Origin of the sequence: Moorena producens 3L (genome assembly GCF_000211815.1) — a bacterium.
GTDB lineage: Bacteria > Cyanobacteriota > Cyanobacteriia > Cyanobacteriales > Coleofasciculaceae > Moorena > Moorena producens.
Genome location: NZ_GL890930.1, coordinates 39,280 through 62,821 on the forward strand (window position 1 = coordinate 39,280; position 23,542 = coordinate 62,821).

The following is a 23,542-nucleotide window of genomic DNA, read 5'->3' on the forward strand; positions in this document are numbered from 1 at the left end:
CAGGGAATTAATTATTAGCCTATTAGCTATCTCGATTTAATGCTGAGATTACGGCCTGCTGGCTGACTATCTGATAAATTCCCTTTAAATACTGCATGACACGAGGGTCAGCTCCTCCTAGAGGAATTGTTCCTAAGACATCAAGGACGGTTCCACTATCTGTTGGTGGTGCAATTACCACGAGGGAAGAATCGAGGGGCTGATCGTATTGCCAAAATTGCTGAATATTGACTGAGGTTTCAGGATCGTCGATTGCGGATTCCCCCTCTTCCCTGTTTTGATCAGGGTTTTGATCAGCAGACGTGAGATTTGGAATTGACGATGGCTGCTCTGTGGCCGAAGTTTCTGGTGCTTGACCACTCCGTAATTTACGCAAGGCATCAAGGATTTGTTCTTTGGTGCTTCCCCGCAACTGGAACAAAACAAAGGGGTCTTCGCTGAAGCGATCGCCTAATTCATAGTATACTGCTGCGATATGCTTACAAGGATTTTTGGGATCGGGGCAATTGCATCTGGAACGAACGTCGGAGAGGGTGAAGGGAAATAAACTTAAACCATTGGAAGTAAATACTTCTTCGATATTATGGGGCATTTCTCCTGCTAATAACTGAGCTGAGTAAATTGCTTTACTTGCCAGGGTTTGCACCACATAATTCCAGTCTTCCTCAGTAAAGGGTTCGATGGAAATGGTCAATTCATAGGGCTCCGGAGCAGTTCCTTGAACTTTGGCCACTACTTGTGGTCCTAGAAAGTCAATACTGAGAATGTTGCCTTCTTTGGCATAAATACGTCCCCGTTCCAAACGCTTTTTGAAGCGATAGGAATTGAGTAATTCATTCCAACGTTCTACCCACCATTCTTGGGTTTCGATTTCGTAGTTTGTCATTATTGTAAAGGGAATAGGGAGTAGGGAGTAGGGAGTAGGGAGTAGGGAGTAGGCAACAAATACTTATATTATCACTATAGCTGTTTATAGTCTAATGAGGTACACAATATTGTTTCCCGATTCCCGATTCCCGATTCCCGATTCCCGATTCCCGATTCCCGATTCCCTGCTCCCTAAAACCTAAAACCTAAAACCTAAAACCTAAAAAAATGTACCTCACTAAATTGAAAACCTCTATAACTAAAACTTTGAGACTGGAACTCGTAACACTAATCCTGGATAGATCTGATGAGCATGCTTAATTTGGTGTCGGTTGGCTTCTAATATCCGACGAGACAATCTGCCGTCACCATAAACTTGTTGGGCGATGCTGAAGAGGGTGTCTCCGGGGATGACAGTGTATTGATAGAAACCAAAGTACCGAAGCAGCAAGGCGTTGCCGAAAACAATTGGCACGATTACTTTATTGGTTTCACTGCCGTTTGCTGGTGAGATACTGAAAATTTCAAGGGTACCTTGGGGGGTTGCTGGGACTATTTTCAATGGCAATCCTACCGAGAAGTTAGCGAGGATGCCATTACCGCCAACAGTGAGAAAATTCCGGAATAACTCGGTATCATTATTGTCCCGGACACCGACGTGAATGATGCCTTCAAACCCAGTAGCAATGCCGCAGACACGAATGGGATTTTGACACTCCCCGTCCTAGAAGAACGGGGATTCTTACTTCAACGAGCTGACTTGCTCAACCAGACCGGAATCAGGAAGAGTAGAGGCCAATTCTCCATAAGCGTTCGGATCTATGATCCAGGTTCCTGTGTGCCCCACAGTACCCAAGGCTCTTTTTAGAATATTGATCGCAGCATTATGGTCTCGGTCTAATTCACAACCACACTCACAGACGTGGGTTCTGGTTGATAAAGACTTCTTAACGACCTCGCCACAGTCTGAACAATTTTGGCTGGTATAGGCAGGATTGACTGCTACTGTCTGCCTATTAAACTTTTGGCCAAAATGCTCTAACCATTTTCTAAATTGATACCAACCCGCGTCATTAATAGATTTGGCAAGACAATGATTTTTCACCAGATTTTTAATCCTCAAGTCTTCGTAAGCAACCACATCGTTAGAGTGGATTACGCAACGTGCCGGAGACGAAACCTTAGAAGAGTGCAGCCTTACAACAAAACCTGCCACCTTTGATGCATAGCCTACCAACTATAAAGGCTGCACTCTTCTTGCGGTAACTTCTAACCAGTCTCTTGGCATGTTCTTCACGCTGCCTACTTATTTTGAGGTGTGTCTTACCTAATCTATTTCTGGCTTTTTTACGATTGGATGAGCCTTTCTTTTTGCGAGAAACTCTACGCTGATAAAACTTTAAGCGCTTTTCTCCTTTTCGATAAAACCTAGGGTTTGGCTCTGTGTCTCCTTTTGAGTCTGTATAGAACTCTTTTAGTCCTACATCCAAACCAATGTTGGTATGACTTGGTTCTAAAGACTCTTTGACATCAACCTTTACACAGAACTGAACAGAATAACCATCTGCGCGGCGAACTAACCTAACTCGCTTGATTAGTTTTTGGTCGTAGCGCCACAAGTCCCAAGTCCCCTTGAGTTTGAATTTGCCTATTCCTTTTTTGTCAATAAAGGAGATTGACTTTGTATCAGGGGAAAGCTTCCAGCCAGATGTTTTATATTCAACTGATCTGCAAAACTTTTTGAACTTTGGATAGCCTTTCTTCCCAGGGACTTGTTTTTTACAGTTGCTATAGAACCTAGAAATTGAATTATAAGCCCGTTCCACAGAAGCCTGACATGCATGAGAGTTCAAATCTTTGACAAAAGGAAACTCAGATCTGAGCCACGTATTATGGCGATAAAGGTCTTTTTGTCCTACGCCTTTATTGTCCATCCAATATCGAAGACACTTATTGCGTACAAATTGACCCGTCCTTATCGCATCGTCGATGGCGGCATATTGAGTTTTATTCCCTTTGACTTTGAACTCTAAGACGATCATTTGACGTGGAACAACTTTACGTAAACTGTAGCTCAAAAAAATAAAACTGTCAAGAAAGCCGTCCGTTGTTCGCGCAGCGTGGCCTACGGCCAAGTTACCGTAAGATAGTGGAGCCTTTATGGTCGGCAGGCTATGCGGATGCATGGTTAAAACTTATTGAATAAGGCTCCACAATAAACAGGTTTCTATCCAGCGAAGGACGGGGCTTGAAACCCAAATTTTTTCGTCAACAATGTCGTGGGGTAGGGGCTGACGAACGGAAATGCTAGGTAGACTGTTTCTTGGCTCAGGGGTACTTGTGTAAACCTGTGAGGTTTGGTGGCTAATTTTGCTATTAGTGTTAATTGTCTGAATCATGACTAGCTCCTGTTGGTTAGTTTATCCGGCGAGAAGCCTCATGATTTTAGCGAGGCTTGTTTTGCATTATGGACAATGACATCAAGCTTCAACAGTACCCAATCAGGGTACTTTTTTGTTTGTGAGTAAGCCGTCAGCGGTCAGCGGTCAGCGGTCAGCCGTGAGCTAAAAGCTCACGCTACTTGAGGTGCTTATTTGATTCAAAAGCACCTCAAGTAGTGTGGCCACAGGCCAAGGCTGATAGCTGATAGCTGATAGCTGATAGCTGAATACTTAACTTATTAGGTACATTAAATTTTATTACCCCTACTCCCTATTCCCTACTCCCTACTCCCTGCTCCCTTAAAATAAAAATGCTATAAATGCGTGTTAGAACTCCTACTATTTTACAAATGGAAGCAGTCGAATGCGGAGCCGCTTCCTTAGCTATTATTCTTGCTTACTATAATCGCATTGTCCCGTTAGCTGAACTCCGGATTGAGTGTGGGGTTTCCCGTGATGGCAGCAAAGCTTCTAATGTGATTCTTGCTGCTAGAGGTTACGGAATGGTTGCAGATGGCTTTAAAGCAGAAGACCTAGAACAACTTCAAGAAGTATCTCCCCCCTACATTGTCTTTTGGCAGTTCAATCACTTCCTGGTCGTGGAAGGATTCAGCAAACATTGGGTATTCCTCAATGACCCCGCTACGGGTCCCCGCAGGGTGTCTTGGGAAGAATTTGATGAGGGGTTTACTGGGATTATCCTAGTAATGGAACCGGGACCGGAGTTTAACAAGGGGGGTCGTAAACCTAGTGTTATCTTAGCATTGATTGACCGTTTACAAGGTTCAGTTGGGGCAATTTTATACTGTATTTTGGCAGGATTTCTGTTAGTGCTGCCAGGATTAGCTATCCCAGTTTTCAGTCAGGTGTTTGTGGATGAGATTCTGGTAGAAAATCGCACGGAATGGCTGCGTCCCCTAATTTTGGGGATGATTATTACCACGGTGTTTCAAGGGATTCTGACCCTGCTGCGACTGCGCTATTTACGAAAGCTGAGGATTAAGCTGGCTGTCGGGATGTCCACTCGTTTCCTATGGCATATTCTGAGATTACCTGTGAGATTTTATGCTCAAAGATATGCCGGGGAAATTAGCAATCGTGCCAGTCTGAATAATAAAGTAGGTCAGGTGCTATCTGGACAATTGGCAACTACGGTGATTGATACGGTGATGATATTGTTCTACGCTGTGGTGATGTTGGCCTATGATGGAGTACTGACCTTAATTGGTATCTGTTTTTCCGCCATCAATGGCTTGGCCTTGCAGTGGGTAGCCAGACAGCGGGTGGATGCTAATATGCGCTTAGTCCAAGATTGGGGAAAAGCTGCGGGGGTAAGTATTGCAGCCCTCCAGAGTATGGAAACCTTGAAAGCATCAGCCTTGGAGTCGGATTTCTTTTCCCGCTGGTCTGGTTATTATGCCAAAGCTGCGATCGCTCAGCAAGAGTTGGAAGTCACAAACCAGATGTTGGGGGTTTTGCCCATATTACTTACCTCCTTAACCTCGATGTTGATCTTAGTGGTTGGGGGTTGGCGGGTGATGGATGGAAACCTCAGTATTGGGATGTTGGTGGCGTTTCAAAGTTTGATGATCAGTTTTCAACAACCTGTTAATACCTTGGTAGATTTCGGGAGTACCCTCCAGGAATTAGAAGGGGATTTGAATCGTTTAGATGATGTGTTGGGTAATTCCCTTGATTCGGAAGTGGAGACAAGACAAGTCAAAATTCAAAATTCAAAATTCAAAATTCAAAATGACGTAGACAGTGACATTACTGATTCCCGATTGCAAGGTTATGTGGAGTTACGGGATGTTACTTTTGGTTACTCCCATGTAGACCCGCCCTTGATTGAGAACTTCAATCTATCCTTGCAACCAGGAGAAAGGGTGGCTTTAGTGGGTGCCAGTGGCTCGGGGAAATCTACCCTGGCTAAACTGATCTGTGGACTTTATCAACCTTGGGAAGGGGAGATTCTCTTGGATGGGACTCCTAGAAGGGAAATTCCGCGAGAGGTCTTGGCCAGTTCTTTATCTCTGGTGGAACAGGATATCTTTCTGTTTGGCGGGACGGTGCGGGATAATTTGACCTTATGGAATGCTACAGTAACCGATCAGCAATTAGTCCAAGCTTGTCAAGATGCGGTTATCCATGAAGCAGTCATGGCAATTCCGGGGGGATATGACGGGGAATTGCTGGAAGGGGGTGTGAATTTAAGTGGGGGACAGCGACAACGGTTGGAAATTGCCCGGGCATTGGTGAAAAATCCAGCAATTTTGGTGATGGATGAAGCAACGTCTGCTTTAGATGCCCAGACAGAACAAATGATTGTGTCAAATTTGCGATCGCGTCAGTGTAGTTGTATTTTGGTAGCCCACCGCCTGAGTACGATTCGGGATTGTGATCAGATTATTGTGCTGGAAGGGGGTAAGGTAGTGCAGCGGGGAACTCATGAGGAATTGTGGGAGGAAGGGGGAGTGTATGAGCAGTTGATTCGTTCAGAAGGTTGATTGCTTAGGTTACCAATTATTTTTGTTTAACTTAACAGTATGACCTTGATTTTGTTGGTAGTAGTAAATAAGTAGTGATTTTAGCTCCTGTTACCTTGAGCAGACTGTAGCTAAACCACTACATCGTTACCACAGGTGCGACCTGTGGTGAATTTAATTCTTAATCCGGAAAGCGCACCTATACCCTTTTATTTTTTCAGCGTGTTGGACTCAAAGCATTATCCTGTTTTACCAAAAACGATAGGTGTAACTCGTGTTACTCCAGCCCCCCCAACTTAGTCCACCAACTAAGCTATCCAATTCCTGTTCTGAGAGTTTAGAGGGTTGAGGTTTGGAGGGAGTAATTGGCTGAATTGCGGGTTCCTGAGATTGAAAATTGTTTCTTTTTAACTTCATAGTCTGAGCTTGGTTTCGTTTTTTTTATCTGTTGAACTAACCTTAATTATTTATTTATCATTATTTAATATTTCAGTCAATAGGTATATTTAAGATATTTGGTTGTTCATCACATTTTATGCTAAATTTTTAGCCGTAAATATTGTGCGATAAACTATAAGGGATTTGGCAACAGATACAAACCAAAACCCAAAAAACAAACCCCCAACAAGTGCCACTGGGGCAGCAAGCTACTTGCTTTCCTATGACGAATTAAATTACGGGGTTGCACCTCTGGGTGATGCTTCATGATCTGATCTAGATAGTGAATCCAATCTGTACCATTGTGGCAGTTTCAAAACTGCCCTACTGATCAGTGTAGGAAGTTACTCATAGCTATACACTGATTAGTGTAGGAAGTATGTCAAAGCTGACTTACTAAATCAAAGGTGATTTAAATGGCTAGAATCAAAATAGAAGAACTGACCGATAAATCAACCAAAGACTCATCAGGAAGGGGTAACACCTTATTGGCCTTGACTGACGACGAGTTAAGCAAGGTGTGCGGTGGTTTTATAGCTGGCGGCAATAAACGTCTTGATTCGTTAAATGCAAATGTGTCGTAGTGGTAAAGATGTAGTGGTTTGCTACGGTCTGATCAAGGTAACGGGAGCTAAAATCACTACTTGTGTACCACTACCCACTACATGTTTATCACTACCGACTATGCAGTTCATGTAGGGTGGGCAGTGCACCAGACAGATAATGAAGCTTGCAAACCGCGTTGGTAGGCACTGCCCACCCTACGATTAATCACTCATACCTCGTCAATAATTATCGAAGTTATGACGACTTAAACGGATCAAATCCTGGGCTAGCGGACGCTTTCCTGAAGCCCTCAATTATTACTTCGGGATAATCTTTTTCTTTTACGCAGAGAAAAGATTTTTTGTAAAAAATATTTACATAAGGATTTCGATAATCTGAGGAATAGCATCAGTAATGGCTGATCCTAAGAGTTCATTAACCTCAATTTTGATAAAATTCAGTAGGCTATCATATTTCCCTGTCCCATGACAGAAAAAGCCCTGAGGGAACTCGCCTCAATCCTCAATCCCACCGCCGACATCCCCGAAGGAGAAACCCCGCTGTTAATTGCTGTAGGTGCTATCGGCAAAGCTTTAGGGATAACCATTCGTCCTGCTGCTAAATCAGAAAATGCCAATACCCTAGACGCGATCGCACGGGCTTCCGGTTTCCGCACCCGTCGAGTCACCCTCACTGGTAACTGGTGGAAAACAGATTGTGGTCCCCTGCTGGCTTTTACTAAGGAAGAAAATCAACCAGTCGCTCTGCTACCGCTCAAAGCCACCAAGTATGAAATCCTTGACCCAGTCGAGTTGACCCGCACCCCCCTCAACCGTAACACTGCCACAACAATTGCTGCCATTGCCTATACCTTTTATCGGCCTTTACCCGATAAAGAGATTACAGTCTGGGATATTCTCCAATTTACGATCAGAGGTCGTGCTCCAGACTTGCTGAAAATCCTGGGAGTGGGAGTAGTTGCAACGTTATTCGGGATGTTGACACCACAAATTACTGGTATTCTGATCGACTCTGCCATTCCCGACGCTAAACGCCAATTATTAATCCAAATGGGTTTGGGATTGTTAGCCGCTAGCTTTGGGGTGATGATATTCCAATTGGCTCAAAGTTTTGTGATCCTGAGATGGCAAACCAAAGTCAGTTATGATACTCAAGCCGCCCTTTGGGATAGATTGCTCAAACTCAAACCCGCCTTTTTCCGCCAGTATTCCACAGGGGATTTACACAATCGGGTTTCCGCTGTTAATCAGATTCGTGATCGACTTAGCGGTAGCATTTTGCGAACCCTATTTACCAGTTTATTTTCGTTGCTAAATCTAGGACTATTGATAGTCTACAGTTTTCCTCTGGCATTCGTTGCGATCGCTATCGCTTTAGTAGCAGTAATTATTACTACCCTATCCGGTATGATTACCAGGCGGAAAATGCGTCCCCTCCAGCAGCTTTCAGGAGAAATCTTTGGACTAACAGTGCAGTTAATTGGTGGCATCTCGAAATTACGAGTTGCTGCTGCTGAATCAGAGGCGTTTGCTTGCTGGGCGAAAAAATACACTCAGCAGGTAAAACTGATATTGAGTACCCAGTTAGTGGAAGACTTACTAACTGCGTTTAATGTAATGTTACCAGCAGTAAGTTCCATGCTGCTGTTTGGATTTACTGTTGCTTTAATGGCACAGTCCGTAGGGGAAACAGGATTATCTACTGGTACATTTCTGGCATTTAATACTGCCTTCGGTACCTTTATCACCAGCGCCACCCGATTAAGCAACACTCTGATTGATAGTTTAGATATCAGTATTTTATGGGAACGCGCCCAACCAATTTTACAGACAAAGCCAGAAGTTGATGCTGATAAGTACCATCCCGGCAGGCTTTCAGGTCAACTGAAATTAAACCAGGTTTGCTTTCGTTACCGCCAGGATAGTCCTTTAGTTTTAGATAAAATTACCCTAGACGCGAAAGCTGGAGAATTTATTGCTATTGTCGGTCCCTCGGGGAGTGGTAAATCCACTATCATGCGGTTGCTGTTGGGATTTGAAACTCCCGAAGCGGGAGCAATCTTTTATGATGGCAAAGATTTATCGGGATTAGATATTGCAGCGGTCAGGCGACAGTTAGGGGTAGTGCTGCAAAATGGGCGGATTATGAGTGGTTCAATTTGGGAAAACATTGCTGGGGGGGCAATTGTTACCCAAGATAAAGCTCTGGAAGCGTTGCAGATGGCGGGATTAGCTGAGGATATTCAAGCCATGCCCATGGGGATACATACTATTATTTCCGAAGGGGGTGGGAATCTTTCTGGAGGACAGCGACAACGGTTATTTATTGCCCGCGCTTTGGTACACAAACCCCAGATTTTGTTGTTTGATGAAGCGACATCTGCGTTGGATAATCGCACCCAAGCAATTGTTACTAATAGTTTAGAAAAATTGGGGGTAACTCGCATAGTAATTGCCCATCGTTTGAGTACTATTCGTCATGCTGATAGGATTTATGTGTTGCATGGTGGGAAGATAGTACAGCAGGGAAGTTTTGAGGAATTGGCAGCAGTTGAGGGGTTGTTTGCTGATTTGATGGCGCGACAGATGGTGTGAAGGGAATAGGGAGTAGGGAATAGGGAGTAGGGAGTAGGGAATAGGCAAGAGGCAAGAGGCAAGAGGCAAGAGGTGAAAAATCCTGTATATCTGATAGCTATTAAAAACCCTGTAAATGTGATATAATTTCATTATTACCTAGCTCCGTTAATAGTTTCATAATGAAAACAATTTCCAAAAGTATACTAAAAAGCAAACTGCTGGAGTTCTTGCAGCTTGTCGAGTCAGAAGGGGAAGAAATTGTAGTTACTGATCGGGGCAAACCAGTGGTGATCATTTCTAAATACGCCAGCAATTTCCCTTCAACAGAACAGTTATTTGGGCAAATGCGCGGTAAAGTACAGTATTTTGAGGATTTAACAACTCCTACAACAGCAGAATGGGGAGAAGTGTGAAAATTGTTCTCGATACTTGCGCTTTGATTTGGTGGAGTCTAGATCCAGATAAGCTTTCTCAATCTGCGAAAGACGTTTGCCACCAAATGGAAACGAAAAAAAATGGTCTTGTTCCATCCATATCTCTCTGGGAAATTGCGATAAAAATCAAAAATAAAAAACTAGATTTAGGAGTTGATATTAATAAGTATGTTGCTTCTTTGAAAAAGTCTAGTGTTGTCAGAATTGTCCCGATTGATGAAGATCTGTGGTTAGAAAGTGTCAAGCTAGCATGGGATCATCGAGATCCTGTTGATCGAGTCGTTGTAGCACTAGCTATCAGCCATCAAGCTTCAATCATCACAGCAGACAGAGAAATCAGAAATTTTTACTCAGATGTGATTTGGTAGTACAAACCTGACAGGGTGACAATCAGCCTTATTAGCGTAGACCTTTTCTAGACTTAACGATTGCTAAAACCAAAAAGCAAAACCCCCAGCAAGAGCTACATAGGAAGTAAGCTCAATGCTGGGGTGAAAACAGCAACCGTATTGCCCGTGCCAGGTAATCAAAGGCTGATCGGCGTTGGGATGGTTGTTAATCAATTTATCGAGGCGAACCCAACGCCCTGGGATGGGTCAAATGGTTTTTTACCAATGCCTTAGGTCTGTGGTATTTTCAGGTATTCCCACCCCTCACATACCCATTCCCGCTCCCGCTATCGTCTCCAATTCACACAAAGAGAGTTTGGAGAGTTTCGAGGGTTTTGTGGTGGAGTTTGAGTTGACCGACTCAGAGTTGGGTCGAGAGTTTTGTGGTGGAGTTTGGTGGGTTTGATTGTTCTTCATTTTTTTTGCCGTTTAGTGGTAGTTTTAATGATGATCTGATGGATCCGTTGTAGGTGATCCAGGTTAGGTAAAGTAGGTTTAGATTGACGAAGTTGGGGCACCAGTTGCGCCGCCGCCCCAGGAGCTTTGGGGCAGTAAGATGCCCCCCACCCCAGGAGCGTAATTGCGTCATGCTCTTTATAACCAACTACTTTGATGCAGTTATTTACTAACCCATTGGTGATCAAACATAATACTATAATCAAAGAAATATAGCACTATTGTCAAGCAACTTTACAAAGTTTATTATATTTTACATAGGGTTAGCTAATCAATCGGATTTTGTTTGGAAGAAATTGTAATTGACAAAACGTAGGATATGTCAAGGAAGTCTGCTATCAACTATTAGCTATCAGTTATCAGTTATTAGCTATCAGTTATCAGCTATCAGCTATCAGCTATCAGCTAAGTAGGTGGGTTTAATTATCCGTAAAATAGCGATTGTGAATCTATGGCCAGGCTACTGTTCGCGCAGCGTGCGCGTAGCGCAATCAGTGTTTTTGAATAAAATAAGCTGACGGCTGACGGCTGACGGCTGACGGCTCCCTGCTCCCTATTCCCTATTCCCTATTCCCCATTCCCCATTCCCTGCTCCCTCCTCCCCGATAATGACTCAGCAAAAACCCCCTATCTTCCGTCAGCAAGCCCTAGACCGATTATCTGACCCAGAACAGTTAGATCGGTTAATGCCAGTGGTTAGTCCCGTGGATTGGCTACCTTTGGGGGGATTAGCTATATTCGGCCTGATCGGGGTACTTTGGAGCATAGTTGGGACTATTCCGATCACTGTCACGGGTAAGGGAGTGCTGATTAATCCCCGTCGGGTGGTACAGTTGGAATCTCCGATATCCGGACAGTTGGAATCTTTAACGATTCGCACCGGTCAATGTGTAAAAAAAGACGATATCCTGGGAATCATTGACCCCTCTGATCTAAAACAGCAGTTGCAACAACAACGGGATAAACTGGCTCAGTTAAAGCAACAAATAGCAAAAATTACGTTACTGCGACAACAACGCACCCAGCTAGAAACAACAGCAATTACTGCTGAACGCACCAGCTTACAACAACGGTTACGAGATACTGAAACCTTGACTCCCCAGCTCCAAAATCAAGGATTAACTAGCATCTTGAGCCAGCATCGCAGCCTCCAACAACAGCTCAAAGATGCAGAAGAATTAACCCCGATACTACAACAGCGACTGGCCAAGCAACGGGACTTGCAAAAACAAGGAGCAATTTCTTCTGAACGGATTTTACAAGCAGAACAAGACTATCGAGAAACCCGTCAAACTATCTCCGAGATTCAAGCCCAATTGCAACAGTTGCAGGTACAGGAAACGGAGCTACAACAGAAGTATTTAGAAAATATCAATAGTATTACTCAAATTAAAGCGGAATTAGAAAAACTAGACACCCGTAGTAAACAACTAGAACAGGATAATCTGGAAGCTACCAATACTGATAATAATCAAATTCAGGACATACAGCAAGCCATCGCCCGATTGCAAAAGGAAGTTGCAGACAACAGTATTATTAAAAGTCCCCATACCGGATGCATTCTAGAAATAACGGCTACTGTGGGGCAATATCTCAACCCCGGAAATCCCCTGGGAACCCTACAAACACCAGGGAAAGCTAGGGATATGATCAGCGTAACCTATTTTCCTGTTGAAGATGGCAAAAAAATTCAACCGGGCATGAAGATTTTAATTACACCGGATACAGTAAAACGGACAAGATATGGGGGAATTGTCGGGAAAATAACTGAAGTTTCTCCCTTTTCAATCACCTCAGCAGGGGCGAGTTCGGTGATCGGAAACCCCGAAGTGGTACAAAAATTAATGGGCGAAGAAGGAGGTAAAATCGAAGCGATCGCTAAATTACAACTTGACTCCAAAACCCCCAGTGGTTATAAATGGTCATCTTCCCTCGGACCCCCGTTAAAAATTTCTCCAGGAACCACAACAACCGTAAGGGTAACAGTGGAAGAGCGTACGCCCATTACTTGGGTTTTGCCTATTTTGAGAGAGTGGAGTGGGATATAGAAATTATCAATTGGGTTAGGTAAAAATCTTTAGGTTTTAGGGAACAGGGAACAAGGAGTAGGGAGTAGGGAGTAGGGAGTAGGGAGCCTCGGAGCAGGGAGCCTCGGAGCAGGGAACAGGGAGTCGGGAAGAGTAGTCAAGGGTTTTCATGAGCTATTTAGAAACGCTATAACTGTGTGGAAGATAAATAATTTGGTCTTGATATTCGCTTTCAAAAGATGCCTCAGCTAGAAAAACCAACTCATCAATATTTTCTCCCATACTTAACTTGGTGTTGAGAATAAAGATGCCTGGTATGTGATTCCCTTCTGCAATATAATCAGCTAAGTGGGTCGGCATAGATTTACGATTATTTGTCACCAGCACAAAACCATACTCGTCACACCAGTTCAGAATTTGTGGGTCTAACGTTCCTCTTGCAGGAGTATTCGGTTCACCAACAACCCACATCACCAAATCAGGAGAATTCCGGGTCAATTGGATTTTGTAAGCAGGATTGACATTTTCATCCAATAGATATTTGAGAGTCATCAGCTTTTTTCATTACTTTTCGTTCTGCTCTCAACTTCCGCAATCGCAGCGCAGAGGTGGAGGGATTAAGTTGCTGTGCTTTCAGTTGCTGGTGACTCCACTCTAACCAGTCAGCAACATATTGGCTCACCATTTCTTTATTGTGTAGATAATAAAGAATAGTAGCGTAGACCTGTTCTAGATTTAGGGATGGATAGGTTTCGGCAATTTCTTCGGGAGTGCGGGCACGATGGATATAATCATAGAGAATAGTTTCTATTCCTATTCTTGTGCCTTTGAGCCGAATATCGTCCACACTTAGGAAGTCAAAATAGTTTTCTAGTTGCATTTATTTTATAGCAAAGGGAGTAGGGAGCAGGGAGCAGGCAATAAGCAAGAGGCAAGAGGTAAAAAATGCTGTGTACCTCAGGTGCGACCCGTGGCGAATTTAATTCTTAATGGGTCAAGGGCACCTAATAGTTATGGAAAACGCTGTATTAGCTTATTAGCTCGTTATATAGCAGAAGTCAGAAGTCAGAAGTCAGAAGTCAGAAGTCAGAAGTCAGAAGTTAAACTCTTGCCATACTGTAGTTTGAGACTTTTGTCATGTCCTAATTACCCTGGCGACTGTTATAATTAAGAATTTTATCATACTTTGATGATGTTGGAGTACAGGCTTACTGAACCACAAGTATTGCTTTGCCTGTTCCCGATTCCCAATTCTCTCGGTGCGCTTTCCGTAGGCGAATTAAATTCGCCACGGGTCGCACCGCTCCCAATTCCCAATTCCCAATTCTTGATTCCCGATTCCCGATTCCCGATTCCCTTTTTCTATAAGTCTCAAAACAAAAAAAATAGCCGTAGAAATACTATCGACGGCTATTTCAATCACCTATGTCAGAAGTTTCCGAACCAATCCGGACGTGATCCGATGGGATTGGCCAAGGGGGGGAAACCCCCCCAGAAATTTAGCGATGCAGCGCGGTCTTGGGGGTTTCCCCCATGAGCGACTGCATCAAGACAAGGTGTTATGGCAACAACAAATACTTGGTCATGATAGTAATGAATTCCCCTGGAACTTCAGTGGGCTGCAGAGGACTCCATTCGGAAATCTCAGCATAGCGCAGACCATAAAGGGCGTACATCGTGTTGAGTACTGCTTTACGAGACCCCTTTAAGATGTGCTTAACGGCTTGTTTGTTGGAGTTTGGAGTAAATTCTGACATAGGTCAAAGATTCAATTTGTTTACATTGATTATTGTAATGATTATATATTTATTTGTCAAGGGTTTTTGAAAGTTTTTTATGAAAATTTTAAAGTTAATAAAAAAAGCAACAATATAACTTTATTGTTACCTTTTAAATCAAAAAAATATGTCCTAATCTAGACTGACATTGCTATCATTATTTATCCATAATTGAATCCATAAATCCCTACAAATAGTGTTTGTAAATAAATGTAAAAATCTTAAATAACCCCTTGCATTTTTACCAGGAGTTATCTATACTATATATATTGAGACTGAAACTAATAACCGCGCTGGTTAAAACCATTCACCGACGCCAGCGCGGTTTTCCTCCCACCTAAATAGGAGTTACTTCCATGATGGCAAAAATATCACAATTATCAATACAGCGGTTTGCAATTCACTCTTACCTGCTCCCTGCTCCCTGCTCCCTGCTCCCTAAAAACCCTATACTTTTGATTTGCGCGTAGGGCTATAAGGCTCAAGGGTTAACAATACACCAGACATGGGAGTTAATGATGGGTGGTAATCGCAACACATCTGATGCCCAACTCAAGTTTCTGTTACAGGTACTACAAGCAAGCGCAGACAGTAATGGTGACGCCCAGATAGTTTACCCATTACTGCAAGCAAATACAGACAAAATTAATCCTAGATTAGCAGAATTATTGCGGGATTGGGCAACAACTAAGCTGGCAGAAGCGGAAGCAGATGAAGCGGAATACCTAGCAGCAGTTATTGTTGAATTTAGCAATCTAATTCAGCAATTATCCTTAGGTGATAAAGCCAGCAATAGTTCAATTGCCATCACTGGCTATGAAGTGGCACTAACTGTTATCACCCGTGAAGCTTTTCCCGAACAATGGGCAATGACTCAAAACAATCTCGGTATTGCTTACTCTGACAGAATCACAGGGGAGAAAGCACAAAACCTAGAAGATGCCATCGCTTGCTACCAATTGGCTTTAGCCGTTTACACCCGTGAAGCTTTTCCGGAACAATGGGCAATGGCTCAATTCAATCTCGGTCGTGCTTACGGTAAAAGAATCACAGGTCAGAAGGCACAAAACCTAGAAAATGCCATCGCTTGCTACCAATTGGCTTTAGCCGTTTACACCCGTGATGCTTTTCCTGTTGATTGGGCATCGACTCAAAAAAATCTCGGTCGTGCTTACTATTACAGAATCACAGGTCAGAAAAGACAGAATATTGAACAAGCGTTCGCGTAGCGTGACCTACGGTCAATCGCTTGCTACCAATTGGCTTTAGCCGTTTACACCCGTGATGCTTTTCCTATTGATTGGGCATCGACTCAATTCAATCTCGGTATTACTTACCGTAACCGAATCAAAGGTCAGAAAATACAGAATATTGAAAAAGCGTTCGCGTAGCGTGACCTACGGTCAATCGCTTGCTACCAATTGGCTTTAGAAGTACGCACCAGTCAAGCATTTCCCGAAAAATGGGCATCGACTCAAAACAATCTCGGTAATGCTTACTATGAAAGAATTAAAGGTCCCAAAGCACAAAACCTAGAAGATGCGTTCGCGTAGCGTGACCTACGGTCAATCGCTTGTTACCAATTGGCTTTAGCCGTTTACACCCGTGAAGCTTTTCCCGAACAATGGGCAATGGCTCAATTCAATCTCGGTCGTGCTTACGTTAACAGAATCACAGGTCAGAAGGCACAAAACCAAGAAAATGCCATCGCTTGCTACCAATTGGCAAAAGAAGTTTACACCCGTGAAGCTTTTCCTGTTGATTGGGCATCGACTCAAAAAAATCTCGGTAGTGCTTACCGTAACCGCATCACAGGTCAGAAAGCACAAAACCTAGAAAAAGCGTTCGCGTAGCGTGACCTACGGTCAATCGCTTGCTACCAATTGGCTTTAGAAGTACACACCCGTGAAGCTTTTCCTATTGATTGGGCATCGACTCAATTCAATCTCGGTATTACTTACCGTAACCGAATCAAAGGTCAGAAAATACAGAATATTGAAAAAGCGTTCGCGTAGCGTGACCTACGGTCAATCCCTTGCTACCAATTGGCTTTAGAAGTACGCACCAGTCAAGCATTTCCCGAAAAATGGGCATCGACTCAAAACAATCTCGGTAATGCTTACTATGAAAGAATTAAAGGTCCCAAAGCACAAAACCTAGAAGATGCGTTCGCGTAGCGTGACCTACGGTCAATCGCTTGTTACCAAGAGGCTCTTACAGTTAGAACCTTTGAGGATTTTCCTGAAGATTGGGCAGATACAAAATATAATCTCAGTATTGCTTACCGTAACCGCATCAAAGGTGAGAAAGCACAGAATCTTGAACTTGCCAACGCTTATTTCCAAGAAGCTCTGAAAGTTAGAACCTTTGAGGATTCTACCCAAGATTGAGCAATGACGCAATAGTAAGTAGGGTGGGCAAAAACCCTTTGGTTGTTTTAACAATTCTAGATAATATCACTTTGCCCACCCTACGCAACTTATTTTAGGGTGGGCAAAAAGCCGTTGATTCTTTGTAAGCTTGTAGGGTGGGCAAAAACCCTTTGGTTCTTTGAAAAATTCTAGATAATATCATTTTGCCCACCCTACGCACTGTTCTAAGATTCAAAATGCTGAAAACCCCTTTAATAAGCTTGTAGGGTGGGCAAAAACCCTTTGGTTCTTTGAAAAATTCTAGATAATATCATTTTGCCCACCCTACGCACTGTTCTAAGATTCAAAATGCTGAAAACCCCTTTAATAAGCTTGTAGGGTGGGCAAAAACCCTTTGGTTCTTTGAAAAATTCTAGATAATATCATTTTGCCCACCCTACGCACTGTTCTAAGATTCAAAATGCTGAAAACCCCTTTAATAAGGGCTTTCAGCTTCATTTTCGTATTTTGAGCTTTATAGCGCTACGGGCAAGTCAGCAAGGTTCTTGGGTCAGAAGTCAAAAGTAAGCGATTACTTACGTTTTGGAGTTTAGGAGCGATGCAGAGGTGCGACCCGTGGCGAATTTAATTCGCCAACGGAAAGCGCACCTAAGCGGTCTTGGGGAGGCAGCGCGGTCTTGGGGGTTCCCCCCATGAGCGACTGCCGTGGTTTCCCCCACTCGCTATTGCATCAAGACAATGTCAAACATCTGAATGCGTAGTGCTATAACGTTTATTCATGCCCACCTAATTATTCTTTCAGTTTTGTTTGATGAAGTCTCCTGATAAAGCTTTTTCCGTTGCCCTTCCGTTATTATAAAACGCATATCCTCCGTTCAGTTTCAATACAGAATAATCGGGTTGCTCGGTACTTCCAGCAAAAGCTTCTGCAATTGAAAAATTCCGTGGTTTATTTCGAAGATTGCCTCGCACGGTCATTGTTATATATGGTGCTGGTGGTCTTTGCGTATAACGGAAAGTACCATCAATTTCTTCAAATTTATATCCATTTCTGTCGATAAACTGCTCCATGCCACCCTTAAATGTCCCATTGCTTTCATCAGCATCTTTAATGACCAAGATTGTGCCTGTCTCTCTAGATAAATAGGTTCCGTCCAAGTTATGTGCCAGTGCGATGGCAGAATTACTGAACAGAAAGAAGACCCCTGCTACTAGAGCTAACAGTACCCGTTTCATTTTCCCTTGAATCTCGTTGTTCATTTTCTTTGTTTTTGCCTTTATTTTGCCTTTATTTATTGGACTTTGGAGTAAATATTTGAAATACAGATTAATCTTGAAACAAATTGATTTTCCTGAGACTGAACTGTATTCCCTTTAATTATTATCTATACCTTGATGAAAAAACAATCTATAAACCTCATATAAAACCTCATATATAGCGGTTTTTAATTTGGTGAGGTACAGAGTTTCTGGTTTTAGGGAACAGGGAACAGGGAACAGGGAACAGGGAAGAGAGAAGAGGGAACAGGGAACAGGGAAGAGAGAAGAGGGAACAGGGAACAGGGAACAGGCAAGAGAGAAGAGGGAACAGGGCAAAAATTATGTGTACCTCATAGCTATGATAAACGCTATCAAACCTCATATCAAACTTCATATCAAACCTCATAAACCTCATATCAAACCTCATAAACCTCATATAAAACCTCATAAAACTCATATAAAACCTCATAAACAGGGTAAACGCCTCTAATTATGTATCAAAAATTACAGTTAAAAAGTAAACAATAGTATCAAAAATCTCTAATCACCCGGTTGATTATCAATAAGCCCAAAACATTGCTCAATTATTGGCGTTGCTGGAAGGGGCATCTTGTGTGGAACTGGCATCTTGCCAGTTTCATGCTTATTTTCGGGCGGCCAGGATGCCCACTCTATATTTTCGGGCGGGCAGGATGCCCACTCTATTCCTATTCAGCGCGAAGATTCAGCCCATCTTACCCAACTGCTGGTGGGCAAAAACCCTTTGGTGCTTTTGACAATTATAGAACCTATAATTTTGCCCACCCTACTAAATAATTGGTGGGCAAAAACCCTTTGGTGCTTGTCACAATTATAGAACCTAGAATTTTGCCCACCCTACGCACTGGTGGGCAAAAATTATTTGGTTCTTGTCACAATTATAGAACCTAGAATTTTGCCCACCCTACTTAATAATTGGTGGGCAAAAACCCTTTGGTGCTTTTAACAATTCTAGAACCTAGAATTTTGCCCACCCTACTAAATAATTGGTGGGCAAAAACCCTTTGGTGCTTTTAACAATTCTAGAACCTAGAATTTTGCCCACCCTACTAAATAATTGGTGGACAAAAACCCTTTGGTGCTTTTAACAATTCTAGAACCTAGAATTTTGCCCACCCTACTAAATAATTGGTGGGCAAAAACCCTTTGGTGCTTGTAATAATTCTAGAACCTAGAATTTTGCCCACCCTACTAAATAATTGGTGGGCAAAAACCCTTTGGTGCTTTTAACAATTCTAGAACCTAGAATTTTGCCCACCCTACTAAATAATTGGTGGGCAAAAACCCTTTGGTGCTTGTAATAATTCTAGAACCTAGAATTTTGCCCACCCTACGCACTGGTGGGCAAAAACCCTTTGGTGCTTGTAACAATTCTAGATCATAGAATTTTGCCCACCCTACTAAATAATTGGTGGGCAAAAACCCTTTGGTGCTTGTAACAATTCTAGATCATAGAATTTTGCCCACCCTACGCACTGGTGGGCAAAAACCCTTTGGTGCTTGTAACAATTCTAGATCATAGAATTTTGCCCACCCTACACAACTCTATTTTGCTGTTTGACCCGGTCGTGCGTTACGGGGCGGACTATCTCAACCCTGGCTACCGTAAAAATTAGGTCAAGTCCGCCCCTAACGCACCCTACTCCCTACTGGTGGGCAAAAACCCTTTGGTGCTTGTAATAATTCTAGATCATAGAATTTTGCCCACCCTACAAAATTAATCATCAATAACCGCACTCCGGTCAAGCAAAACCAAATCGCGCAATTGTTCCGTATTCATTTCCGTCAACCAATCTTCTCCTGCATCTACAGTTTGTTCCGCTAACTGTTTCTTACTTTCAATAATGTCATTAATTTTTTCTTCCACAGTGCCAGTACAGATAAACTTATGGACTTGAACATTGCGTTTTTGACCAATCCGAAAGACGCGGTCAGTAGCTTGATTTTCCACGGCTGGATTCCACCAGCGGTCTACATGAAACACATGATTAGCTCTCGTTAAATTCAATCCCGTGCCACCAGCTTTCAGAGACAGAATAAATATCGATGGACCATCGGGGTCATTCTGGAACCGATCAATCATTTCCTCCCGTTGTTTCTTACGAGTTGCGCCATAGAGGAATAAAACTTCCTTGCCGAATTTTTGCTCTAAATAGGGTTTCAGCAATTTCCCCCATTCCGAAAATTGGGTAAAAATTAAGCCACGGTCTCCCTCAGAAATCGCCTCTTCTAACATTTCTTCCAACCGTCGTAACTTACCCGACTGCTGGCTAGACATTAACGAATTATCTCCCGTTTTACCCTTAGTCTTTTTCCCCTTACTCTCCAACAGTGCGGGATGATTACACAGTTGCTTGAGTCTCAACAATAAAGTCAAAATCATGCCCTTGCGCTTAATCCCCTCAGCTTCTTCAATTTGTGCTAAAGAATCATCCACCAACTGTTGATAAACCGTAGCTTGGGCTGCGGAAAGACCACAAAAAACATTCATTTCCTGCTTTTCGGGCAAATCTTGAATAATAGACTTATCGGTTTTGAGGCGACGGAGGATAAAGGGTTGCACTAGCGATCGCATGGTCTGCAAGGAATCCCGGTCGCCAAATTTCTCAATCGGTACCGCAAATCGACGTTGGAAGAATTGGCGATCGCCTAAATACCCAGGATTGAGAAAATCGATAATTGACCACAATTCCGACAACCGATTTTCCACGGGAGTACCGGTTAAGGCAATCCGAAAGGTAGTGGAAAGTTGCTTCACGGCTTGGGATTGCTTAGCGCTAGGATTCTTAATATTCTGAGCTTCATCCAGCACCACCCCCTGCCATTCCACCCCATCCAGGGTAGTCGCATCCCGATGTACTAAGGAATAACTGGTAATGATCACCTGCTTAGTCTTAACTGCCTTAGCAAAGGCTTTCCCTTTAGAGCGTTTATCCCCGTGATGGACAATAGTTTTCAGGGATGGCGCAAATTTCTTTACTTCCCGTTCCCAGTTTCCTAGCACAGAAGTCGGACATACCACTAAGCAAGGCCCATTCAGGGTACCTTCTTCCTGAAGATGCAACAGAAACGCAATCAGTTGTGCCGTCTTACCAAGGCCCATATCATCCGCCAGACAAGCACCCAAACCCCAACGTTCCAGAAACGCCAGCCAGCCCATCCCTCTAGCTTGATAGGGTCGCAATTGCCCCTGAAAACTAGCTGGTTGAGGAATCGGCTCCAGGGATTGATTCCCCTGTAAATTAGTAATTAACTCTTGCAGAGCTCCCGATGCTTCAAACTTCACTACCGGTAGTTTTGCCAAGGTATTATTATCACCAGTAGTGATCCGCAAAGCATCCTCTACGGAAAGAGTCATGTTATCGGTCGAACCCTTAAACATCTCTTGAGCTGCCCGGACATCAGAGGGTTGTAACGCCATCCATTCCCCATCCACCTCCACTAGGGGTGATTTCAGTGCCATCAAGCGATTAAACTCCCGCTTCGAGATGGTTTTATCTCCAATCGCCAGTTGCCACTTAAACTTCAGTAAGCTTTGGAGTCCTAACCGTTGATTCTTCTTTTGTGGTGGCACTTCCGCCAGAAGACTAATTCCCAAGCGTTTGGCTCCCGTGCCTGGTTTCAATCCTGGTGGTAAGACAATACCCAAGCCATTGTTTTGCAACCGCCATGCACTAGCCCTAATGAACTCATACACATCTACTATGGTTAGCTCACAAAACTCAGGACGGGGTTGGTGTAAGCTCGGCTCGATGGGAGGATAGAGTCGAGTCGCTAATCCTAACCCTTTCAGGAACGTTTCCTGAGGTTGTTCAATGCTTCGCTGCTTAATCTCCAACCGCTCTCCTGAGTAATTCCAGATCGTCTCAGCATCCACCACCAGGTCTGGGTCATCAACCGCTTGTAAGCCATAGGCCAAGCTCCAATTCTCTTGGTCAGAGGTAGGAGGCTTCAGGATAAAACAAGTACGAAACAGATTTTGCCTCAACCTCTTGGACGTCGGTGTCACTAAATTCTGTTGCACCGGAGTGTTCCAAGTAGACAGTGCTGCCGCTAATCGACCTAGGGTTGTTGACTCTAGCCCTAGGGTTTCTGAATTAGAAGACAAATTAGAAGAAAGCGATCGCAACCATTCCACCATCGGTGATTCTACTACTGGCACCGACTCACCCTTGACAAAATCCCGCACCTGTGTATTAACCACACTACTCAAGAATCCCAATAGCAATTCCTGAGCCTTAACCAAATCCGTTGTAGCTTGAAGGGTCAACTGTGGAGAACTAACCTGTTGTGGATAAGCACAGCAAGCCGAGGGCATGAGCTTGATATACTTTTCTAGACGGACTTGATCGGTAGTACTATCAAGCAGAGGTTGCCAGAAAGCCCTTACCTTACCATCAGGCAATCGGTACAGTCCTGGTAAAAACTTACCCCGATTCAGCAGATCCAAGCTCCAGCGCATCACCTGAGACCAAAAACGCAACTCCCCTCCCAGGTAAGCGTCTGAGCCTTCAAAAGAGCCCAGGGGTAAGGCTTCCAGGAATCTTACCCCTGCCATCGGTTCCAGACTTACCCCTTGCACTTGCCATGGTTGTAATTCCCACTGACCAGCCTCTGCACTATCCTCTGCACTATCTAACAACATTTTGCTAGACAGCACTGGATAAGCTGGTTCACCTTTGGATGATGGTTCAGTAGGTAAGAGAACAATTTGAGACTGCCAGCGAACCTGATGCTGTTGAGCTGCACGCTTACGACTAGCTGAACTGGTCTTCTCAGACACCTCTAAAAATTGACCGATGGACAGACGATGAGAATCTAAAAAAGACGTCAATTCTTCCTCAGTCATGGCAAACGGGTGACATGACATATCATTGGCAGTTGTTGATATCTGCGCCTTTGTGCGCCAGGTTTCTCCCCAAATAAATAGATGACCATTAGTTTCCCCAGATATCCAACTGCCATGTAACGTTGCCATAATAATTTTTGTGTCTTTTTTTGTGATCTAGTCCAGGTTTTGTCGATCAAATTTGCTGAATTTATCCCTTAGGATTAACAGCTATAGTATCTGATTAATATTTATAACAAAGGGAATAGGGAGTAGGGAGTAGGGAGTAGGGAACAGGGAACAGGGAACAGGGAACAGAAATTATCATAATTCCTTGAGATTACTATATTAATTGAAGTAAGCAAACTTATTTTTTTAGCTGATTAGGGGAGATTATCTCCAGTTATTTCACCCATTACATAAAAAATCTTCGCTTATCAAAAAAACTTGATAGAGAATACCTTAATTCTATTTTGTAATAACAAAAAACGGTAAAACCTGAAGTAAAATCCATGGCTATTACTTAGAGTATTCAGTAGTCTTGAAACTCTAAAAGAACGCTGAATTTACTCCACCACAAATTT

The 23,542-nt window shown here is 43.3% G+C and carries 20 protein-coding genes and 1 pseudogene; 11 read left to right on the forward strand and 10 right to left on the reverse strand.

Translation table 11 applies throughout. The features are described 5' to 3' along the window. Positions 1-22: 22 nt before the first annotated feature. The 4 genes from LYNGBM3L_RS16850 to LYNGBM3L_RS16865 form a co-directional block, all read right to left on the reverse strand. The gene (locus tag LYNGBM3L_RS16850) at positions 23-886 is read right to left on the reverse strand and encodes an SWIM zinc finger family protein (RefSeq protein WP_008185658.1); all 864 of its coding nucleotides are present in this window, start codon (positions 884-886) and stop codon (positions 23-25) included. 240 nt (positions 887-1,126) lie between these two features. Next, positions 1,127-1,570 carry a LysM peptidoglycan-binding domain-containing protein gene (locus LYNGBM3L_RS16855; RefSeq protein ID WP_267872052.1) on the reverse strand — a complete coding sequence of 148 codons (444 nt, stop codon included), beginning with the start codon at positions 1,568-1,570 and terminating at the stop codon, positions 1,127-1,129. 39 nt (positions 1,571-1,609) lie between these two features. Next, positions 1,610-2,083 carry an RNA-guided endonuclease InsQ/TnpB family protein gene (locus LYNGBM3L_RS47525; protein ID WP_229414553.1) on the reverse strand — a complete coding sequence of 158 codons (474 nt, stop codon included), beginning with the start codon at positions 2,081-2,083 and terminating at the stop codon, positions 1,610-1,612. Beyond that, the gene (locus LYNGBM3L_RS16865; protein WP_044493640.1) at positions 2,049-2,909 is read right to left on the reverse strand and encodes an RNA-guided endonuclease InsQ/TnpB family protein; all 861 of its coding nucleotides are present in this window, start codon (positions 2,907-2,909) and stop codon (positions 2,049-2,051) included. Before LYNGBM3L_RS16865 ends, LYNGBM3L_RS47525 begins: the two co-directional genes overlap by 35 nt. Positions 2,910-3,628: 719 nt before the next feature. On the opposite strand from LYNGBM3L_RS16865, the gene LYNGBM3L_RS16870 reads away from it, so the two are divergent. Further along, positions 3,629-5,815, forward strand: coding sequence for an NHLP family bacteriocin export ABC transporter peptidase/permease/ATPase subunit (locus tag LYNGBM3L_RS16870; protein WP_008185667.1), 2,187 nt, complete (start codon positions 3,629-3,631; stop codon positions 5,813-5,815). A gap of 228 nt (positions 5,816-6,043) precedes the next feature. Here LYNGBM3L_RS16870 and LYNGBM3L_RS43765 read toward each other — a convergent pair whose 3' ends face one another. After that, entirely contained in the window at positions 6,044-6,211 is a 168-nt protein-coding gene (locus LYNGBM3L_RS43765) for a hypothetical protein (RefSeq protein ID WP_008185669.1), read from the reverse strand. Positions 6,212-6,648: 437 nt separating this feature from the next. Between LYNGBM3L_RS43765 and LYNGBM3L_RS43770 the strand changes: the two genes are divergently transcribed. From LYNGBM3L_RS43770 to LYNGBM3L_RS16900, 6 genes are all read left to right on the forward strand, one after another. Beyond that, on the forward strand, positions 6,649-6,816 hold the full coding sequence (locus tag LYNGBM3L_RS43770; protein ID WP_008185674.1) for a hypothetical protein: 168 nt from the start codon (positions 6,649-6,651) through the stop codon (positions 6,814-6,816). Between the two features lie 447 nt (positions 6,817-7,263). Then, positions 7,264-9,393: an NHLP bacteriocin export ABC transporter permease/ATPase subunit gene (locus tag LYNGBM3L_RS16875; RefSeq protein WP_008185676.1), complete on the forward strand. Its 2,130-nt coding sequence runs from the start codon at positions 7,264-7,266 to the stop codon at positions 9,391-9,393. A gap of 161 nt (positions 9,394-9,554) precedes the next feature. After that, on the forward strand, positions 9,555-9,788 hold the full coding sequence (locus LYNGBM3L_RS16880) for a type II toxin-antitoxin system Phd/YefM family antitoxin (protein ID WP_008185679.1): 234 nt from the start codon (positions 9,555-9,557) through the stop codon (positions 9,786-9,788). Continuing rightward, on the forward strand, positions 9,785-10,177 hold the full coding sequence (locus LYNGBM3L_RS16885) for a type II toxin-antitoxin system VapC family toxin (RefSeq protein ID WP_008185681.1): 393 nt from the start codon (positions 9,785-9,787) through the stop codon (positions 10,175-10,177). Before LYNGBM3L_RS16880 ends, LYNGBM3L_RS16885 begins: the two co-directional genes overlap by 4 nt. A 232-nt stretch (positions 10,178-10,409) precedes the next feature. Next, a complete protein-coding gene (locus LYNGBM3L_RS16890) occupies positions 10,410-10,604 on the forward strand; it encodes a hypothetical protein (protein WP_131827145.1) in 195 nt (64 codons plus the stop codon). A gap of 658 nt (positions 10,605-11,262) precedes the next feature. Next, positions 11,263-12,702, forward strand: a complete 1,440-nt coding sequence (locus LYNGBM3L_RS16900) for an NHLP bacteriocin system secretion protein (protein WP_008185687.1) — start codon at positions 11,263-11,265, stop codon at positions 12,700-12,702. Between the two features lie 153 nt (positions 12,703-12,855). On the opposite strand, the gene LYNGBM3L_RS16905 is transcribed toward LYNGBM3L_RS16900, so the two are convergent. Beyond that, the gene (locus LYNGBM3L_RS16905; protein ID WP_008185689.1) at positions 12,856-13,233 is read right to left on the reverse strand and encodes a DUF5615 family PIN-like protein; all 378 of its coding nucleotides are present in this window, start codon (positions 13,231-13,233) and stop codon (positions 12,856-12,858) included. After that, the gene (locus LYNGBM3L_RS16910) at positions 13,208-13,561 is read right to left on the reverse strand and encodes a DUF433 domain-containing protein (protein WP_008185691.1); all 354 of its coding nucleotides are present in this window, start codon (positions 13,559-13,561) and stop codon (positions 13,208-13,210) included. Before LYNGBM3L_RS16910 ends, LYNGBM3L_RS16905 begins: the two co-directional genes overlap by 26 nt. Positions 13,562-13,651: 90 nt before the next feature. Between LYNGBM3L_RS16910 and LYNGBM3L_RS40975 the strand changes: the two genes are divergently transcribed. Then, the gene (locus tag LYNGBM3L_RS40975; RefSeq protein ID WP_131827146.1) at positions 13,652-13,852 is read left to right on the forward strand and encodes a hypothetical protein; all 201 of its coding nucleotides are present in this window, start codon (positions 13,652-13,654) and stop codon (positions 13,850-13,852) included. Positions 13,853-13,870: 18 nt separating this feature from the next. Further along, entirely contained in the window at positions 13,871-14,218 is a 348-nt protein-coding gene (locus LYNGBM3L_RS16915; protein WP_008185693.1) for a hypothetical protein, read from the forward strand. A 22-nt stretch (positions 14,219-14,240) separates the two neighbouring features. Here the strand turns inward: LYNGBM3L_RS16915 and LYNGBM3L_RS16920 are convergent, their stop codons facing one another. Then, positions 14,241-14,438 carry a hypothetical protein gene (locus tag LYNGBM3L_RS16920; RefSeq protein WP_008185695.1) on the reverse strand — a complete coding sequence of 66 codons (198 nt, stop codon included), beginning with the start codon at positions 14,436-14,438 and terminating at the stop codon, positions 14,241-14,243. Between the two features lie 539 nt (positions 14,439-14,977). On the opposite strand from LYNGBM3L_RS16920, the pseudogene LYNGBM3L_RS50430 reads away from it, so the two are divergent. Further along, positions 14,978-16,825: pseudogene (locus LYNGBM3L_RS50430) on the forward strand (tetratricopeptide repeat protein); the annotation flags it as partial. An 804-nt stretch (positions 16,826-17,629) separates the two neighbouring features. Here the strand turns inward: LYNGBM3L_RS50430 and LYNGBM3L_RS16930 are convergent. Beyond that, entirely contained in the window at positions 17,630-18,091 is a 462-nt protein-coding gene (locus LYNGBM3L_RS16930; protein WP_008185705.1) for a hypothetical protein, read from the reverse strand. A 193-nt stretch (positions 18,092-18,284) separates the two neighbouring features. Between LYNGBM3L_RS16930 and LYNGBM3L_RS45855 the strand changes: the two genes are divergently transcribed. Next, a complete protein-coding gene (locus LYNGBM3L_RS45855) occupies positions 18,285-18,581 on the forward strand; it encodes a hypothetical protein (RefSeq protein WP_044493585.1) in 297 nt (98 codons plus the stop codon). A gap of 1,266 nt (positions 18,582-19,847) precedes the next feature. On the opposite strand, the gene LYNGBM3L_RS16940 is transcribed toward LYNGBM3L_RS45855, so the two are convergent. After that, positions 19,848-23,108: a sll1366 family intein-prone helicase gene (locus LYNGBM3L_RS16940; protein ID WP_008185713.1), complete on the reverse strand. Its 3,261-nt coding sequence runs from the start codon at positions 23,106-23,108 to the stop codon at positions 19,848-19,850. Positions 23,109-23,542 lie beyond the last annotated feature (434 nt).